The following is a 15,375-nucleotide window of genomic DNA, read 5'->3' as shown; positions in this document are numbered from 1 at the left end:
GCAAGCCCGCTCCCACAGTGTTTTGTGTCGCTAGAAATTTTGTGCACACCAGAAATACCAACGGAACACCGATGAACCTCTCGCGCCTCGCCCTGCCCCTCTTCCTGCTTCCCACCGCCAACACCCTCGCCGACACCTTCGAACGCGATCAGGCCCTGAAACTGCCGGACACGCTGATCAGCGCCAACCGCCAGGTCGAAGCGCGCAACGACAGCAGCGCCGCCAACACCGTGTTCACCCGCGAAGACATCGACCGCCTGCAACCGGGCAGCGTCACCGACCTGCTGCAACGGGTGCCGGGCGTGCAGGTGGCGCAGGCTGGCGGACGCGGCAGTCTGCCGGGGATCTACATTCGCGGCACGCAATCGGCGCAGAGTCTGGTGCTGGTCGACGGTCAGCGCATCGGCAGCTCGACCTCTGGCGACAGCAACCTGCAGCACCTGAACATCGACCAGATCGAGCGCGTGGAAGTGTTGCGCGGTTCGCGCTCGGTGATTTACGGCAGCGATGCGATTGGCGGGGTGATTCAGATTTTCACCCGGCGCGGCACCGAGCAAGGCCTGCAGCCGCGCTTGCACGTCGGCTTCGGCAGCAACCAGACCTGGGAACGCAGCCTCGGCCTGTCCGGTGGCGACGAGAAGACCCGCTTCAATCTTGGCGCCAGCCTCGATGACACCGCTGGCCTCGACCGCACTCACGCGTCGTACCCGAGCGACAGCGATCACGATGCCTACCGCAATAAATCCATCAGCCTGAGCCTCAGCCATGCGCTGACCGACGACATCGAAGTCGGCGCCAACCTGCTGGATAACCGTGGCAAGAGCGAGTTCGATAACCCGTTCGGCCGCTTTGATACGACCACTTTCGAATCGGTGCAACAGCAGCCTTACAGCGACTTCAACGTCAGCAATATCAGCAGCTACATCGATGCGCGGGTCAACGAAATCTGGAAAACCCGCGTCGAATTCGGCCACAGCGAGAATCGCGAGAAAACCTTCGACAAGCTCAGCGACGAGCGCACGGTGTTCAATACCTATCGCGACTCGGTGAACTGGCAGAACGACCTGACCCTGGATGCGCGCAACAGCCTGATCCTCGGCGGTGACTGGTACGAAGATCGGGTCAACAGCAGCACCGCATTCAACGAGGACAGCCGCTGGAACCGCGCCGCGTTCATCCAGCATCGTTATCAGGCCGACAGCTTCTCCACCGAACTGGGCCTGCGTCACGACGACAACCAGCAGTTCGGCAGCCAGAACACCTGGAGCGGCACCTTTACCCTGCCGCTGAACCCGGACAACGACCTGCTGCTGAGCTACAGCGAAGGCTTCCGCGCGCCGACCTTCAACGACCTGTACTACCCGGATTTCAGCAACCCGAATCTGAAACCGGAAACCTCGAAAAGCTACGAACTGCAATGGCGCAGTCAGTTGAGCGATAGCAGTCGGCTGGAAGCGTCGATTTACCGCACGGACCTGCAAGACGCGATCATCTTCGGTAGCAACTCACGCCCGGAGAACGTGGCTTCGGCACGGATCAATGGCTTTGAAGCGGCGCTGAAGCAGGAACTGTTCGGTTGGCAGAGCAATCTCGGCGTGGCGATTATCGACCCGCGTGATCGCGATACCGGGCACACCCTGGCGCGTCGCGCGCGGCGCACAGCCAGTTGGGATCTGGATCGCCAGTTCGACCGGTTGGGCGTGGGCGCGAGCTGGCAGTTGGTCAGCAGCAGTTACGACGATCTGAACAACACCCAGCCGTTGGGTGGCTACGGCACCGTCGGCTTGCGCAGCAGCTGGACGCTGAACCGCGAGATCAAGCTGGATCTGAAGGTCGATAACCTGCTGGACAAGGGTTACAGCCGTGCGCTGTACAGCTATGACGGTAGCCAGTTTGGCTATCGCGAGGAAGGTCGGGTTTGGGTAGTTGGCATCACCTGGACTCCGGGACTTAACTGAACTCCCTGTAGGAGCTGCCGAAGGCTGCGATCTTTTGATCTTGCTTGTGGCTGACTAGGAGTCGCCGAAGATCAAGATCAAAAGATCGCAGCCTTCGGCAGCTCCTGCAGGGGTCAGCGGTGTGGCTGGATGAGTTGGCAGAGTTTGGCGGTTGCTTCGATCATCTGGCCGCTCGGGCGCTCCAGGCCTTTGTCGCTGACCAGCAGCAACTGATCATGTGCCACCGCACTCACCTGCGGCCAGGCCTTCCACGCATCCAGCTGGGTCTGATCACTGGCCAGAATCACCTCGGGATTGCGCTGTAACACAGCCTCGATACTCACCTGCGGCGCCGGCAAACTCAGGTCGGCAAACACGTTGCGAGCGCCACACACCTCGAGCGCATCGCTGATGATCTGCCCGCCACCGACGGTGTACAGCGGCTTGTCCCAGACTTGATAGAACACGTTCAGCGGCGTGTCCCGGCGGTAGCGCTGGCGCAGGTCATCGAGTTTCTGGCGCAGGTCTGCCGCCAGTTTCGTCCCACGCTCAGGTCTCCCCAGTTGCGCGGCAATCGTCTCGATCTGCGCTGACAACTGTTGGAGATTGTGCGGTTCGGCAACGTAGGTCGGGATGTTCAGGCGTTTGAGTTGGTCGCGCTGCGCCGGGCCGACACTGCCGGGCCACAACAGCAGCACATCAGGCTTGAGGCTGAGCAAGCGCTCCATGTCGAGTTGCCCATAGCGCCCCACCGAGGGAACATCGGCAATGGCGGCAGGACGCTCGCCAGCATCGAGTACGCCCACCAGCAGGTCCGCCGAATCCAGCTCAACGACGATTTCCGACAGCGAAGGCGCGAGGCTGACCACCCGCAGACTCGCCAGCACCGGGCCGGCGCAGGCCAGCAGCAGAACCGCCAGCCACAGACGACGCATCAGCCGAGTTGACGCGGGATACGGTAGAGGTAGAACAGCACGGCCGTAGACAGCGCCAGCAACATCAGCGGTACGGCTTCAAGGCCGACGAACACCGCCAGCGCACCGATCCATGCCGGCAACGATGCCGCGAGCAAGGCAATACGGCGCTGGGTGGCCAAAGCAATCCAGGCCGTCGGTTCATCAGGGGTGTCGAGGGCTTTCTGCGTGGCGATCAGCGCGTGTTTGTAGCGCCCGAAGAACTTCAGGCTGACAAACATCGACGCAACGCCGGCGATGAACAATGGCATGGTCAGCACCGGCACAATGCCCTCGCCCTGACCGAACAGCAGGTTCAGGACAAACAGCGGCAGCAGCGCCAACGCCAGATACTTCCACCAGTCGACCGCCAGGCGGCGTCGCACCTGACCGCGGGTCACGCGCGGTCTACCTCGCCCTGATGCTCGTTGCCCATCATGTGGTCGAGCTTGCTGGCCTTGGTTGCCAGGTACAGTTTGTTGTGCGGGTTGTGACCGGTGTGCAACGGCACACGCTCGGCAACGACGATGCCCATGTCGGTCAGGGCTTTGACCTTGCGCGGGTTGTTGGTCATCAGACGCAGCGACTTCACGCCCAGATGCTCGAGCATCGGCAGGCACATGGCGTAGTCACGCTGATCGGCGGCAAACCCCAGACGCTCGTTGGCTTCAACGGTGTCGGCGCCGCCGTCCTGCAACTCGTAGGCGCGGATCTTGTTCAGCAGACCGATGCCGCGACCTTCCTGACGCAGGTACAGCAGCACGCCACGGCCTTCACGGGCGATGGCCTTGAGCGCCGCTTCGAGTTGCGACCCGCAGTCGCAGCGCTGACTGAACAGCGCGTCACCGGTCAGGCACTCGGAGTGCAACCGGCCGAGCACCGGGGCACCGTCGTCAATTTCACCGAGGCTCAGCACGACGTGCTCGCGGCCGGTGGCTTCATCGAGAAAACCGTGCATGGTGAATTGTGCAAAAGGCGTTGGCAGCTTGGAAGCGGCGACAAAAACGACAGGCACCGGTGTGCTCCTGATCTAAAAGTCTGAAGATTCGCAGGCCGGCATTGTAACAGCAGGTTCCTGCAGACGCTTAGGCTGAATTATCGGGCATAACGATCAAAAAGTTTGATAACACCCGACCAGCGCAGATCCCTGTGGGAGCGGGCTTGCTCGCGAAGGCGTCGTGTCAGTCGATCACTAGGCCGGCTGAGCCACCGCGTTCGCGAGCAAGCCCGCTCCCACAGGGGACGGTGCTGGACGCAAGATCAGTGCGTCAGTTTGAATCAAACGGATACGGCTGCTTCCACTGCTCGAAAACCGGCTTCAGCTCCCCGCTCTTGACCAGTTGCTCCATGCGCCTGTCGAACAGCGCCATCAGTGTGCGCGCTTGCGGCGTGTCGGCGAAGCACAGGTACAGCGGCAATTCGGCGATATGCGTCTTGCGAAACTGTGTCGGATCCTTGGCCCGGCCGACCACGTAATCGATTTCGGTCTGTGCATCGATGTAATAGTCGGCGCGATTATGGGTGAGCATCGACAGGATCCCGGTGCGCCGCACGACCTCATTGTAGTTGCGCACATTGGGCAAATAATCCTGATAGTCGTAACCGCGCACCCAGGCCAGACGATAGCTGCCGAGGGTTTCCGGGGTCGGCGACGGATTGCTCGCCAGGCCCAGGGCATAGATGTGATCGGTGTCGAAGTTCCAGCGCGGGTATAGCAGGTCGCTGGCCTCGTTTTTGTACGAACCGACGCAGGCATCGACTTCGCCGCGCTCGGCCAGGCCCACGGAGCGCGTGTAAGGCTCGGTGCGGATGTCGAGTTTCACCCCGGCCGGCTCGAACACCTTGCGCAGCACGTCCCAGCCCAGGCCATGGCCGTCGGCGGCGGTGTAGTCTTCCCAGTCTTCGCTGGCCAGATGGATGACCGCGGGCGTCGGTGCAGCTTCCTGCGCACTGGCAACAGTGCCCAGCAGGGTCAGAAACACCAGCGCCAGCCAGCGTCGAGCCATCCTTAGTCTCCTCACTTAACCCTGACGATCCGGATCAGGCGAAAATCCACACCAGCCCCTGCATTGCCAGCCAGGCGAACACACCGGCCAGCACGTCGTCGAGCATGATGCCGACGCCGCCGTGGACATGCCGGTCGATCCAGCGGATCGGCCACGGCTTGAGAATGTCGAAGAAGCGGAACACCAGAAAACCCGCAAGCAACCAGTACCAGCCTTCCGGCACCAGCCACAGGGTGATCCACATCCCGACCATTTCGTCCCAGACGATGCCTTCGTGGTCGTGCACCCGCAGATCATCAGCGACCTTGCCGCACAGCCAGAAGCCGAACAGCATGGTGATCCCGAGCATCAGCCAGTAACCCCAGTCGGGCAACATCTGCCACAACGGGATAAAGGGTAGCGCAACTAACGAACCCCACGTGCCCGGCGCTTTCGGCAAGGTGCCGGAGCCAAAGCCGAACGCGAGAAAATGCCAGGGATTGCGCCAGACCGACGGCGGAACGAATTCGGCCGGAACCTGTTTCGGGTGATCTGTCACGGTGTCTCCTGAAAATGTTGATAACCGCGGATTTGCGGGGTGATGTCGTGTCCTTCGCGATCCAGCAGCACCACACCCTGGCCCTGCGCCACACGCCCGATCACATGGATCGGCCAACCATCGGCCAGCAGCGCCGGCAACTCGACGGACGGTAGCGTGAAGGCCAGCACATAGTCGTCGCCGCCGCTCAACGCTGCCCGTTCGGCACCGCGCTGACCGAGAAACGCCACTAAAGCATCGGACAACGGTACGCGCTCGCGTTCAACTTCGAGTCGAACCCCCGAGGCCAGAGCGATATGCCCGCAATCGGCGAGCAGGCCGTCAGAGATGTCGAGGGCCGATGTGGCCTTGCCACGCAAGGCCTGACCGAGCGCCAGTTGCGGTTGCGGCGACCAGTAATGATCGAGCAACGGCTGGGCGATATCTGCTTCGGCCTCACGCTGGCCAAGCACCAGCGGCAACGCCCCGGCGGCATTGCCCAGCTCGCCGCCGACGCAGAGCAGATCGCCCGGTTGTGCGCCGCTGCGGGTCAAGGCCTGCCCGGCCGGAACGCGACCGAATACGGTCACCGTCAAGCTCAACGGCCCGCGCGTGGTGTCACCGCCGACCAGCGCGATGCCGCAGCTCTGCGCCATGCGGTTCAAACCGCGGGCGTAGGCTCGCAGCCAATCGGCAGTCACCGTCGGCACAGTCAGGGCAAGGGTAAAGGCAACGGGCGTAGCGCCCATGGCGGCCAGGTCGCTGACCGCAACGGCCAGCGAGCGCTGACCGAGCAGAAACGGATCGCAGGGATCGGCGAAATGCACGCCGGCCACCAGCGTATCGGTGGAAATCGCCAGCTGTTCCCCGGGGGGAACCGCCAGCAAGGCGCAGTCGTCGCCGATCCCCAGAGCAACGCCCTCGCCGCCCTGCGCACAAGGCGCGGCGGCGAAGAAATTGCGGATCAGCTCAAACTCGCCCATGAGGTCTCAAGCGCGTATCAGCGCTTGAATGCCTTCACTTCAGCTTCACGCAGGCGCGGAGCCAGCTTGTCGAGTACGCCGTTGACGAATTTGTGGCCATCGGTCGAACCGAAGACTTTCGCCAGCTCGATACCTTCGTTGATCACCACGCGGTACGGCACATCGACACGCTTGAGCAGTTCCCAGGTGGACAGGCGCAGAACCGCCAGTTCAACCGGGTCCAGCTCTTCGATTTCGATGTCCAGGCATGGCTTGAGCGCGGTGTCGATTTCGCTCTTGAACTGCGGAACCCCGTGCAGGATCTCGCGGAAGTAGGCGCCATCGACATCGGTGAAATCGTTATCAACGCGAAACTGCGCTTCGATCTCGTTCAGCGATTGCCGGGCCATGTGCCACTGATACAGGGCCTGAGTCGCGAGCTGACGGGCTTCGCGGCGCTTGGCGCTCTTCGATGGCTTGCCGGCATCCGCAGGTTTCGGATCGCGCGGGTTGAAACGATCGCTATCGTCGCTAATCACTTGGCCTCCAACTGCGCCAGCAGGCTGACCATTTCCAGAGCGGACAGGGCAGCTTCAGCACCTTTGTTGCCGGCCTTGGTGCCGGAACGTTCGATGGCTTGCTCGATGGAGTCAACGGTCAGGACGCCGAACGCGACCGGTACGCCGAATTCCATGGACACCTGGGCCAGACCCTTGGTGCACTCGCCTGCCACGTATTCGAAGTGCGGAGTGCCGCCACGAATGACCGCGCCGAGGGCGATGATGGCTGCGAACTCGCCTTTCTGGGCGACTTTCTGCGCAACCAGCGGGATTTCGAAGGCGCCAGGTGCGCGGATGATGGTGATGTCGCTTTCGCTCACGCCGTGGCGAACCAGGGCATCAACTGCACCGCTGACCAGGCTTTCAACCACGAAGCTGTTGAAACGGCCCACTACCAGAGCGTAGCGGCCTTTAGGGGCGATGAAGGTACCTTCGATGGTCTTCAGGGTCATTCGTCAGATCTCTTAAAGAGCCGGGACGCGTCTCGTACGCATCCCTCAGTGATATTAGCCACAAATTCATGACCGGAAACACCGCATTGCTGTTCGATGACAAACCTGTGGCGAGGGAGCTTGCTCCCGCTGGGCAGCGTAGTGGCCCCCTTTTGTGGGCACTGCGCACCCAAGCGGGAGCAAGCTCCCTCGCCACAATCGTTCTACGTCAACAATGCCGAATTCACCGGGTCATTATTCGGAGGGCACGTATTCTACAACTTCCAGATCGAAACCGGATATCGCATTAAATTTCATTGGCGCAGACATCAGGCGCATTTTGCGCACACCGAGGTCACGCAGGATCTGCGAACCGGCACCGACGATGCTGTAGGTGGTCGGTTTTTTCACCGCCGCCTGATCAGCAGTTTCGCGGATGTGCGCCAGCAACACGTCGCCATCAAGCGGGTGCCCGAGCAACAGCACCACACCGCTGCCGGCCTCGGCCACCGCAGCCATCGCGGCGCGCAGGCTCCAGCGGCCCGGTTGCTTGACCATCAGCAGGTCGCGCAGCGGATCCATGTTGTGCACGCGCACCAGGGTCGGCTCTTCGGCGCAGACGGTGCCCAAAGTGAGGGCCATGTGCACGTCGCCTTCCACCGAATCACGATAGGTCACCAGGTTGAATTGGCCCAGTTCGCTGTCCAGCGGCTGCTCGGCAATCCGCTGAACGGTACGTTCGTGGATCATCCGGTAATGAATCAGGTCGGCGATGGTGCCGATCTTGATATTGTGTTCGGCGGCAAACGCTTCCAGCTCGGCGCGACGGGACATGGTGCCGTCGTCGTTCATCACTTCGCAGATCACGCCGCTTGGTTCGAAACCGGCCATGCGCGCCAGGTCGCAGGCCGCTTCAGTATGACCAGCGCGCGCCAAGGTGCCGCCGGCCTGGGCCATCAGCGGGAAGATGTGGCCCGGGCTGACAATGTCTTCAGCCTTGGCGTCTTTTGCCGCAGCCGCTTGCACGGTGCGCGCACGGTCGGCGGCGGAGATGCCGGTGGTGACGCCTTCGGCGGCTTCGATCGACACGGTGAACTTGGTGCCGAAACCGGAACCGTTGCGCGGCGCCATCAGCGGCAGCTTCAACAGCTCGCAGCGCTCGCGGCTCATTGGCATGCAGATCAGGCCACGGGCGTGCTTGGCCATGAAGTTGATGTGCTCGGCCTTGCAGCATTCGGCGGCCATGATCAGGTCGCCTTCGTTCTCGCGGTCTTCGTCATCCATGAGGATGACCATCTTGCCTTGGCGGATGTCTTCAACCAGTTCTTCGATGCTATTGAGCGCCACAAGGCACCCCCTTCAGTCAGGATTTGAGGTAGCCGTTGGCGGCCAGAAAGCTTTCAGTGATACCACCGGACGTCGGCTCTGCAGCCTTGTCGCCCAACAGCAAACGCTCCAGATAACGCGCCAGCAAATCGACTTCCAGGTTCACCCGGCGGCCTGGCTTGTAAGACGCCATGATGGTTTCGCTCAGGGTGTGCGGAATGATCGTCAGCAGGAATTCAGCGCCATCCACCGCGTTCACGGTCAGGCTGGTGCCGTCGACGGTGATCGAGCCTTTATGGGCGATGTACTTGGCCAGCTCTTTCGGCGCGCGAATGCGAAATTCCACGGCGCGGGCATTGTCGCTGCGCGACACCACTTCGCCGACACCGTCGACGTGACCGCTGACCAGATGCCCGCCGAGACGGGTGGTCGGGGTCAGGGCTTTTTCCAGATTGACCGGGCTGCCGCTTTTCAGGTCGTTCATCGCGGTGCAATCGAGGGTTTCGCGGCTGACGTCAGCAGCAAAACCGTTGCCCGGCAATTCAACCGCCGTCAGGCACACGCCGTTGACGGCGATGCTGTCGCCGAGTTTGACGTCGCTCAGGTCGAGCTTGCCGGTTTCGACATGCACCCGCACATCACCGCCCTTGGGGGTCAGTGCACGGATACTGCCGATGGATTCGATGATGCCGGTAAACATGGGGTTCTCCTTGAGAACGAAGCCAGCGCTAAGGCGATGGCCGGGAATTATACGCTCGCCGAAACGACTGGCGTCGCAGTGACTCGCCAGTCATCGCCAACCGCGCGGATTTCAGTGATTTTCAGCTCGGGAGCGTCCTTCATATAGGCCAGCGGCCAGTCCAGCAGCGGCCGCGCCGTGGAGCCAAGAAATTTGCCGGCGATGAAGATCACGAACTCGTCGACCAGCCCACGCTGCGCGAACGCGCCGGCCAGACGCGGGCCGGCCTCGACCAGCACTTCATTGACGCCACGGTTGGCCAGTTCGATCAGCAACTGATGCAGATCGACCTGACCGTCATCACCCGGCACGATCAGGCACTCCGGGCCATTGGCATATTGCTCTTCGACCGCCATGCAGGTGGCGACCAGCGCCGGGCCGGCCTTGAAGAACGGCGCGTCCAGCGGCACCCGCAAACGCCCGTCGATCAGCACCCGCAGCGGCGGACGGCTCATGACCAGTGCGGTTTGCTCGGCATCCAGACCCAGTTCGTCGGCGCGCACGGTCAGGCGCGCACCGTCGGCCAGCACGGTGTCGGCCCCGGTCAGCACCACAGCCGCCTGCGCGCGCAGACGCTGCACGGCGGAACGCGCCGCTGGGCCGGTGATCCATTGGCTTTCGCCGCTTTCCATCGCCGTACGACCGTCGAGACTCATGGCCAACTTGACCCGCACGAACGGCAAGCCGTGTTCCATGCGTTTCAGAAAACCTTGATTGAGTTGACGTGCTTCGGCTTCCAGCACGCCGCTTTCGGTGGCAATGCCGGCATCGGCCAGACGCTGCAGGCCACGTCCGGCGACCTGCGGATTCGGATCGCGCATCGCGGCGACCACCCGGGCAACTCCGGCATTTACCAGCGCATCGGCGCACGGCGGCGTGCGGCCATGGTGGCTGCACGGCTCAAGGGTCACGTAAGCCGTGGCGCCTCGGGCCAGCTCACCGGCTGCGCGCAAGGCGTGGACTTCAGCGTGGGGTTCGCCGGCACGCTCGTGAAAGCCTTCGCCGACAATCTGCCCGTCCTTGACGATCACGCAGCCAACCCGGGGATTGGGATGGGTGGTGTAGTGGCCCTTGCGCGCCAGTTCCAGCGCGCGTGCCATGAAACGGGCGTCGAGGATCGCCTGCTCGGCGGCGCGGGTCATTCTTTCACCGGTTCGCGGGCGAGGCGGTCGATCTCTTCGCGGAACTCGTTGAGGTCCTGAAAGCGTCGGTATACCGAAGCGAAACGGATATAGGCGACTTCATCAAGCTTTTGCAGCTCGGCCATCACCAGTTCGCCGACCACGAGGGATTTGACCTCGCGCTCGCCGGTAGCGCGCAGCTTGTGCTTGATGTGGACCAGAGAGGATTCGAGACGCTCGACGCTCACCGGACGTTTCTCCAGCGCGCGTTGCATGCCGGCGCGGAGTTTTTCTTCGTCGAACGGTTGGCGGCTGCCGTCGGTTTTGATCAGGCGCGGCAACACCAGTTCGGCCGTCTCGAATGTCGTGAAACGTTCGCCGCAGGCCAGGCATTCACGCCGGCGGCGCACCTGTTCGCCCTCGGCGACCAGACGCGAGTCGATGACCTTGGTGTCGTTGGCACCGCAGAAGGGACAGTGCATGGTGGCTGGCAACAAAAAAAGGGAGGGCCATGGTAGCGCATCCCGGTGGCAAGACAAGCCATAGGGTTTGCGGTATACAGACTGCCATGATCGTTTGATCCACGGATTTCATTTTCTGGAGCTGCCAATGTCGCTACGACCGCTCGTTTTGCTCAGTCTTTTCGCCCTGCTGGTGGCCTGCGGTAGCGATAAACCCAAACCGCAACCGCCAACACCAGGCCCTGCACCACAACAGGCGCAGAAAAAAGCCAAGGAAGCCGCCGACCTGGGTCCGCTGCCTGCCTATCAACGGGAACTGAGCGGCACCCTGCAAGGCGTGCCGGCCGGGGCCGAAGTCGAACTGGCGCTGCTGGTGATCGATGAAAAATCGCGTCCGCAACAATTGCTCGCCAGTTCCAGCCTGATCGGCAACAACCAGATCCTGCCGTTTCGCCTGCGCTTCAATCCGGAAGCCTTTCCGGCTGGTGCCCGGGTTGAGCTGCGCGGTCGTGCCACGCAATCGGGCCAGTTGATCCTGCACCTGCCGTCGCAAACCATTACTCAGCCGACCACTCAGGCGCTGGGCCAGCTGCAATTTGTCAAAGCACCATGACCGTACCGCTCGACCTGCAACAGGCGCTGGGTGAATTGCTCGGTGATGCGCGGCTCAAGGCCTGTGCGTTACCGGGCACCGATTTGCAGTTGTGGCTGATCGACGGCGACAACATGGATCGTGAATTCAGCCCGGATGAAACCCGGCGCATCCTCCACGAACCGCCCTACTGGAGTTTCTGCTGGGCCAGCGGCCTGGCGGTGGCGCGTTATCTGGCGGAGTTTCCCGAGTGGGTGCGTGGCAAGCGGGTGCTGGATTTCGGCGCCGGCTCCGGGATCGCCGCGATTGCGGCAGTCAAGGCCGGGGCGTTGGAAGTGGTGGCCTGTGATCTGGATCCGCTGGCGATTGCTGCGTGTCGGGCCAACGCTGAACTCAATGATGTGCAGATGAGTTATTCGACGGACTTCTTTGCCGAGGCTGACCGCTTCGATCTGATTCTGGTGGCGGACGTGCTCTACGACCGCGAGAACCTGCCGCTGCTCGACGCGTTTCTCAGCCGTGGCCGCGAGGCACTGGTGGCGGATTCGCGGGTTCGGGATTTCCGCCATCCGTTGTATGAGCGAATCGAAATGCTTGAGGCGATGACCTTGCCGGATCTGGCGGAGCCGGAAGAGTTCAGACATGTCAGTCTTTACCATGCGCGGCGTGACTAAAAGCTTCGCGAGCAGGCTCGCTCCCACAGGGGTAACGCATTCCAAATGTGGGAGCGAGCCTGCTCGCGAAAGCATTCTGGCAGGCAACACACCTCTCAAAGACTGACCGCTTCCGGCCACACCCCGCCAAGCCGTATAGTTGCCCCATCCACGCTTTTACGAGATCCCCCATGAGTCAGCAAACGCCGTACATCTTCGACGCCACGACTGCCGATTTCGACCAGTCGGTGATCGAAGCTTCCTTCAACAAACCGGTGCTGGTGGATTTCTGGGCCGAATGGTGTGCGCCGTGCAAGGCGTTGATGCCGATGCTGCAAGGCATTGCCGAGAGCTATCAGGGCGAACTGCTGCTGGCCAAGGTCAACTGTGACATCGAGCAGGACATCGTCGCCCGCTTCGGCATTCGCAGCCTGCCGACCGTGGTGCTGTTCAAGGACGGCCAACCGGTCGACGGTTTTGCCGGTGCGCAGCCGGAGTCCGCCGTGCGCGCCCTGCTCGAACCGCATGTGCAGATGCCGCCGCCCGCCGCTGCCGATCCGTTCGAACAGGCTCAGGCACTGTTCGATGAAGGTCGTTACGCGGAAGCAGAAGCCGCGCTGGTAGTGATGCTCACCGAAGACAACAGCAACGCCAAAGCGCTGATCCTCTACGCCCGTTGCCTGACCGAACGCGGCGAATTGGGTGAGGCGCAAACCGTGCTCGACGCAGTCAAGAGCGATGAGCACAAGGCTGCACTGGCCGGGGCCAAGGCGCAGATCAAATTCCTTGGCCTGGCCCGCGACCTGCCGGATGCCGCCGACCTCAAGGCACGCCTTGCACAGAACCCGCAGGACGACGAAGCGGTGTATCAACTGGCGATCCAACAACTGGCGCGTCAGCAATACGAAGCGGCGCTGGAGGCCTTGCTCAAGCTCTTCATCCGTAACCGCAGCTACGGTGAAGGCCTGCCGCACAAGACCTTGCTGCAGGTGTTCGAACTGTTGGGCAACGATCATCCGCTGGTGACCGCTTACCGCCGTAAAGTGTTCGCTGCGCTTTATTAAGATCAAAAGATCGCAGCCTTCGGCAGCTCCTACAAAGGATCGTATTCACCGCTTATTTTGCGCAGGAACGCTGAACCTGTAGGAGCTGCCGCAGTCTGCGATCTTTTCGTTTCACTCTATCCAGCTGTAAAGCGGTGTATCCCCGCCACTCACCACTTTTACATCCGAACTGTGGCGCAGGCGCACCAGCAGACGCTTACCCGCCGAGGCGCTGCCGGTCAGCCCCTCAAGCTGCTCCAGCAAATCCGGCCCGCTGAGCTGCCCGGCCTTGCGCAACAGATCCTGCGCGACCTGCCACAACGCATCGTCCTGGTTCAGTGGTTTCGCTGCCGGCGTGCTCAATGCCGCTTCAGGCTGATCACCCTGCGGCTGCGCGCCAAGGGCTGCGCCGAGCCTCGCCCAATCGCTGTCATCCAGTTCCACCGTCAAATCCACCGGCGTCGCGCCAACGGTTCCGCGTATCCGCAACATCTGCTTCGCTCCTGCACATTTCTGACCTGCATGCTCCCACGGGACTTGTGCAACGCCAAGCGCACGGGCAAACTCTGCGGACTTTCGTTATAAGATTACATAACAAACTCTTCACTTTACTTTCCGGAGACCGCCATGCGTCGTCTGCTGCTCGCTTTGCCGTTTGCCCTGTTGCCGCTGGCCATCGCCCATGCCGCCGATGAGCACGATCATGACCACGAGCACGGCAGCCTCGGTGCCCACGAACATGGCGTCGGCCGCCTGAACGCCGCGCTCGACGGCCAGACTCTGGAGCTGGAACTGGAAAGCCCGGCGATGAACCTGGTGGGCTTCGAACATGCCGCCACCAGCGATGCCGACAAGGCCAAGGTCGCCGCCGCACGCACGAAACTGGAAAACCCGCTGGCGCTGTTCAGCCTGCCGACCGCTGCGGGTTGCAAAGTGGCCAGCCAGGAACTGCAAAGTCCGCTGTTCGGCGACAAGCCGGCTGCCGACGAGCATGACGATGATGACCACGACGAAGATGCCAAGGGTGGTGAAGCGCATCACCACGATCACAGCGAAATCCACGCCCACTATCAATTCAGCTGCGCGGCCCCGGGTGCTCTGAAGACCCTGGATCTGGCGAACCTCTTCAATACCTTCCCGGCCACACAGAAAATTCAGGTACAACTGATCGGCCCGAGCGGCCAGCAAGGCACCGAAGTGACCGCCAAGGCTGCCGCCCTGAAATTCTGATTGCCTGAAAAATCCCCTGTAGGAGCTGCCGAAGACTGCGATCTTTTGATCTTGCCTTTAAAAACAGGATCAAAAGATCGCAGCCTTCGGCAGCTACTACACGGGCCCGTGATCAAACATGAAACTGGTGCCATGACCCAAGCACTCATCGAACTGTCCGACCTGGGCTTCAACTGGCCCGGCCACCCGCCGCTGCTGGACATCCCGGCGTTTCGCCTGGAGCCCGGCGAAACCCTGTTCCTCAAAGGCCCCAGCGGCAGTGGCAAGACCACCCTGCTCGGTCTGCTCGGTGGCGTGCAGAAACCCGGGCGCGGCAGCATTCGCCTGCTCGGCCAGGAACTGACCGAACTCGGTGCCGGCGCCCGCGACCGCTTTCGCGTCGATCACACCGGCTACATCTTCCAGCAGTTCAACCTGCTGCCGTTTCTCTCGGTGCGCGAGAACGTCGAGTTGCCCTGTCACTTCTCCAAGCTGCGTGCCGAGCGAGCGAAACAGCGTCACGGCAGCGTCGACCAGGCCGCCGCCACCCTGCTCGCTCACCTGGGTTTGAAGGACGAAAGCATCCTCGGCCGTCGCGCCGACTCACTGTCGATCGGTCAGCAGCAACGGGTCGCCGCCGCCCGGGCCTTGATCGGCCAGCCGGAACTGGTGATCGCCGACGAACCGACCTCGGCGCTGGATTACGACGCCCGGGAAAACTTCATTCGTCTGTTGTTCGCCGAATGCCGCGAGGCCGGTTCCAGCCTGTTGTTCGTCAGTCACGACCAGAGCCTGGCGCCGCTGTTCGACCGTCACCTGTCCCTGGCCGAACTCAATCGCGCCGCCACGTCTGCCGAGGTCTGAG

At 62.1% G+C, this 15,375-nt stretch carries 19 protein-coding genes; 6 read left to right on the top strand and 13 right to left on the bottom strand.

What is annotated here, in order from left to right; translation table 11 throughout:
* The first annotated feature begins 71 nt into the window (after positions 1-71).
* The gene (locus OC71_RS25435) at positions 72-1,958 is read left to right on the top strand and encodes a TonB-dependent receptor domain-containing protein (RefSeq protein WP_041074525.1); all 1,887 of its coding nucleotides are present in this window, start codon (positions 72-74) and stop codon (positions 1,956-1,958) included.
* Positions 1,959-2,071: 113 nt separating this feature from the next.
* On the opposite strand, the gene OC71_RS25430 is transcribed toward OC71_RS25435, so the two are convergent.
* From OC71_RS25430 to nrdR, 12 genes are all read right to left on the bottom strand, one after another.
* Positions 2,072-2,872 carry a cobalamin-binding protein gene (locus tag OC71_RS25430; RefSeq protein ID WP_041074523.1) on the bottom strand — a complete coding sequence of 267 codons (801 nt, stop codon included), beginning with the start codon at positions 2,870-2,872 and terminating at the stop codon, positions 2,072-2,074.
* Positions 2,872-3,291: a hypothetical protein gene (locus tag OC71_RS25425; RefSeq protein ID WP_041074521.1), complete on the bottom strand. Its 420-nt coding sequence runs from the start codon at positions 3,289-3,291 to the stop codon at positions 2,872-2,874. Before OC71_RS25425 ends, OC71_RS25430 begins: the two co-directional genes overlap by 1 nt.
* Complete coding sequence (gene ribA, locus OC71_RS25420; protein WP_041074519.1) at positions 3,288-3,905, bottom strand: GTP cyclohydrolase II; 618 nt, start codon at positions 3,903-3,905, stop codon at positions 3,288-3,290. Before ribA ends, OC71_RS25425 begins: the two co-directional genes overlap by 4 nt.
* 253 nt (positions 3,906-4,158) lie before the next feature.
* Entirely contained in the window at positions 4,159-4,896 is a 738-nt protein-coding gene (locus OC71_RS25415) for an ABC transporter substrate-binding protein (RefSeq protein ID WP_041074517.1), read from the bottom strand.
* 34 nt (positions 4,897-4,930) lie between these two features.
* Positions 4,931-5,434 carry a phosphatidylglycerophosphatase A gene (locus OC71_RS25410; protein WP_007910933.1) on the bottom strand — a complete coding sequence of 168 codons (504 nt, stop codon included), beginning with the start codon at positions 5,432-5,434 and terminating at the stop codon, positions 4,931-4,933.
* A complete protein-coding gene (gene thiL / locus OC71_RS25405) occupies positions 5,431-6,396 on the bottom strand; it encodes a thiamine-phosphate kinase (RefSeq protein WP_041074515.1) in 966 nt (321 codons plus the stop codon). The genes OC71_RS25410 and thiL overlap by 4 nt, the downstream gene beginning before the upstream one ends.
* Positions 6,397-6,413: 17 nt before the next feature.
* On the bottom strand, positions 6,414-6,914 hold the full coding sequence (nusB, locus tag OC71_RS25400; protein WP_041074513.1) for a transcription antitermination factor NusB: 501 nt from the start codon (positions 6,912-6,914) through the stop codon (positions 6,414-6,416).
* Complete coding sequence (gene ribE, locus OC71_RS25395; protein ID WP_003228649.1) at positions 6,911-7,387, bottom strand: 6,7-dimethyl-8-ribityllumazine synthase; 477 nt, start codon at positions 7,385-7,387, stop codon at positions 6,911-6,913. The genes nusB and ribE overlap by 4 nt, the downstream gene beginning before the upstream one ends.
* A 234-nt stretch (positions 7,388-7,621) precedes the next feature.
* The gene (gene ribBA, locus OC71_RS25390) at positions 7,622-8,713 is read right to left on the bottom strand and encodes a bifunctional 3,4-dihydroxy-2-butanone-4-phosphate synthase/GTP cyclohydrolase II (protein WP_007966103.1); all 1,092 of its coding nucleotides are present in this window, start codon (positions 8,711-8,713) and stop codon (positions 7,622-7,624) included.
* A 16-nt stretch (positions 8,714-8,729) separates the two neighbouring features.
* Positions 8,730-9,392, bottom strand: coding sequence for a riboflavin synthase (locus OC71_RS25385; protein WP_007955571.1), 663 nt, complete (start codon positions 9,390-9,392; stop codon positions 8,730-8,732).
* A gap of 47 nt (positions 9,393-9,439) precedes the next feature.
* Positions 9,440-10,573 carry a bifunctional diaminohydroxyphosphoribosylaminopyrimidine deaminase/5-amino-6-(5-phosphoribosylamino)uracil reductase RibD gene (ribD, locus tag OC71_RS25380; RefSeq protein WP_041074508.1) on the bottom strand — a complete coding sequence of 378 codons (1,134 nt, stop codon included), beginning with the start codon at positions 10,571-10,573 and terminating at the stop codon, positions 9,440-9,442.
* Positions 10,570-11,034: a transcriptional regulator NrdR gene (gene nrdR / locus OC71_RS25375; RefSeq protein ID WP_003228656.1), complete on the bottom strand. Its 465-nt coding sequence runs from the start codon at positions 11,032-11,034 to the stop codon at positions 10,570-10,572. Before nrdR ends, ribD begins: the two co-directional genes overlap by 4 nt.
* 127 nt (positions 11,035-11,161) lie before the next feature.
* Between nrdR and OC71_RS25370 the strand changes: the two genes are divergently transcribed.
* From OC71_RS25370 to trxA, 3 genes are all read left to right on the top strand, one after another.
* Entirely contained in the window at positions 11,162-11,626 is a 465-nt protein-coding gene (locus tag OC71_RS25370) for a YbaY family lipoprotein (RefSeq protein WP_041074498.1), read from the top strand.
* On the top strand, positions 11,623-12,279 hold the full coding sequence (locus tag OC71_RS25365; RefSeq protein ID WP_041074496.1) for a methyltransferase: 657 nt from the start codon (positions 11,623-11,625) through the stop codon (positions 12,277-12,279). The genes OC71_RS25370 and OC71_RS25365 overlap by 4 nt, the downstream gene beginning before the upstream one ends.
* 170 nt (positions 12,280-12,449) lie before the next feature.
* Positions 12,450-13,322 (top strand): thioredoxin, encoded by an 873-nt coding sequence (gene trxA / locus OC71_RS25360; RefSeq protein WP_041074494.1) that lies wholly within the window; start codon positions 12,450-12,452, stop codon positions 13,320-13,322.
* A gap of 111 nt (positions 13,323-13,433) precedes the next feature.
* Here the strand turns inward: trxA and OC71_RS25355 are convergent, their stop codons facing one another.
* Complete coding sequence (locus OC71_RS25355; RefSeq protein ID WP_041074493.1) at positions 13,434-13,793, bottom strand: hypothetical protein; 360 nt, start codon at positions 13,791-13,793, stop codon at positions 13,434-13,436.
* A 135-nt stretch (positions 13,794-13,928) separates the two neighbouring features.
* Between OC71_RS25355 and OC71_RS25350 the strand changes: the two genes are divergently transcribed.
* Both OC71_RS25350 and OC71_RS25345 read left to right on the top strand, forming a co-directional pair.
* Positions 13,929-14,531, top strand: a complete 603-nt coding sequence (locus OC71_RS25350) for a DUF2796 domain-containing protein (RefSeq protein ID WP_041074491.1) — start codon at positions 13,929-13,931, stop codon at positions 14,529-14,531.
* Positions 14,532-14,663: 132 nt separating this feature from the next.
* Positions 14,664-15,374, top strand: coding sequence for an ABC transporter ATP-binding protein (locus OC71_RS25345; protein ID WP_007966120.1), 711 nt, complete (start codon positions 14,664-14,666; stop codon positions 15,372-15,374).
* Position 15,375 lies beyond the last annotated feature (1 nt).

Source organism: Pseudomonas sp. W15Feb9B (assembly GCF_000828175.1).
Lineage (GTDB): Bacteria > Pseudomonadota > Gammaproteobacteria > Pseudomonadales > Pseudomonadaceae > Aquipseudomonas > Aquipseudomonas parakoreensis.
This window is presented reverse-complemented; position numbering and strand designations above follow the sequence as displayed.

Excerpts from the sequence above, each read along its gene's own strand:
- OC71_RS25435 (WP_041074525.1), top strand. The coding sequence starts at position 72 with ATGAACCTCTCGCGCCTCGCCCTGCCCCTCTTCCTGCTTCCCACCGCC.
- OC71_RS25430 (WP_041074523.1), bottom strand. The coding sequence starts at position 2,872 with ATGCGTCGTCTGTGGCTGGCGGTTCTGCTGCTGGCCTGCGCCGGCCCG.
- OC71_RS25415 (WP_041074517.1), bottom strand. The coding sequence starts at position 4,896 with ATGGCTCGACGCTGGCTGGCGCTGGTGTTTCTGACCCTGCTGGGCACT.
- thiL (WP_041074515.1), bottom strand. The coding sequence starts at position 6,396 with ATGGGCGAGTTTGAGCTGATCCGCAATTTCTTCGCCGCCGCGCCTTGT.
- ribE (WP_003228649.1), bottom strand. The coding sequence starts at position 7,387 with ATGACCCTGAAGACCATCGAAGGTACCTTCATCGCCCCTAAAGGCCGC.
- OC71_RS25385 (WP_007955571.1), bottom strand. The coding sequence starts at position 9,392 with ATGTTTACCGGCATCATCGAATCCATCGGCAGTATCCGTGCACTGACC.
- ribD (WP_041074508.1), bottom strand. The coding sequence starts at position 10,573 with ATGACCCGCGCCGCCGAGCAGGCGATCCTCGACGCCCGTTTCATGGCA.
- nrdR (WP_003228656.1), bottom strand. The coding sequence starts at position 11,034 with ATGCACTGTCCCTTCTGCGGTGCCAACGACACCAAGGTCATCGACTCG.
- OC71_RS25370 (WP_041074498.1), top strand. The coding sequence starts at position 11,162 with ATGTCGCTACGACCGCTCGTTTTGCTCAGTCTTTTCGCCCTGCTGGTG.
- OC71_RS25365 (WP_041074496.1), top strand. The coding sequence starts at position 11,623 with ATGACCGTACCGCTCGACCTGCAACAGGCGCTGGGTGAATTGCTCGGT.
- trxA (WP_041074494.1), top strand. The coding sequence starts at position 12,450 with ATGAGTCAGCAAACGCCGTACATCTTCGACGCCACGACTGCCGATTTC.
- OC71_RS25355 (WP_041074493.1), bottom strand. The coding sequence starts at position 13,793 with ATGTTGCGGATACGCGGAACCGTTGGCGCGACGCCGGTGGATTTGACG.
- OC71_RS25350 (WP_041074491.1), top strand. The coding sequence starts at position 13,929 with ATGCGTCGTCTGCTGCTCGCTTTGCCGTTTGCCCTGTTGCCGCTGGCC.
- OC71_RS25345 (WP_007966120.1), top strand. The coding sequence starts at position 14,664 with ATGACCCAAGCACTCATCGAACTGTCCGACCTGGGCTTCAACTGGCCC.